Consider the following 582-nt stretch of genomic DNA (forward strand, 5'->3'; position numbering starts at 1 on the left):
TTCGACCGCGCGGTGGGCGGACATCACACCCGACTCCAGCCACGCGCTCCAGTCGGCATCAGCCGGGAGCGGCATGGTGCGCATGTGCTCCCGGATGGCGTCGATGGCGGTTCGTGAGGCGCGATCGCCCTCTCGGTGTCCGCCGAGCCCATCGGCCACGGCAGCCCAGCAACCGCCGGTCATCTCGCCGCCACCCCACGCATCTTCTTGGCGTTGGCGTTGCCCGAGCGCCTGCCCCCCTTCAATTCGGACCACGGTGCGTTCCATGCGTGCCACGCTCCCTTCGCGTTAGTCGGTCATCAAGTCGCGCAGCCCGAATTCCGGATGCCGCGAGACCCAAGACTGCAATTTCTTCAGGGCTTTGGCTTCAATTTGCCGGATGCGCTCGCGGGTGAGGTGAAAGACCTCGCCCACTTCCTGCAGCGTCATCGGTGCACCGGCGATCCCGTATCGCAGCCGCAGCACATCGGCTTCGCGGGGCGTTAGAATTTCCAAGAGGTGATCGACCGCCTCTTGCTGCGCGCGGTGTTGTAGCCGACTCCACACGGCATCATCCGCGGAGCCGGCTACGAGATCGCCGAG

At 65.8% G+C, this 582-nt stretch carries 2 protein-coding genes; both read right to left on the reverse strand.

Annotated features, from left to right (window positions below; all coding sequences use genetic code 11):
• Positions 1-267, reverse strand: a 267-nt coding sequence (locus tag HIJ39_RS23330) for a PP2C family protein-serine/threonine phosphatase (RefSeq protein ID WP_207711904.1), incomplete at its 3' end; no start/stop codon positions are given.
• Between the two features lie 21 nt (positions 268-288).
• Positions 289-582 (reverse strand): sigma-70 family RNA polymerase sigma factor (locus HIJ39_RS23335; protein ID WP_169103400.1); only part of this gene is annotated, 294 nt, incomplete at its 5' end.

This window comes from Sulfobacillus harzensis (genome assembly GCF_012933365.1).
GTDB classification, from domain to species: domain Bacteria; phylum Bacillota; class Sulfobacillia; order Sulfobacillales; family Sulfobacillaceae; genus Sulfobacillus_B; species Sulfobacillus_B harzensis.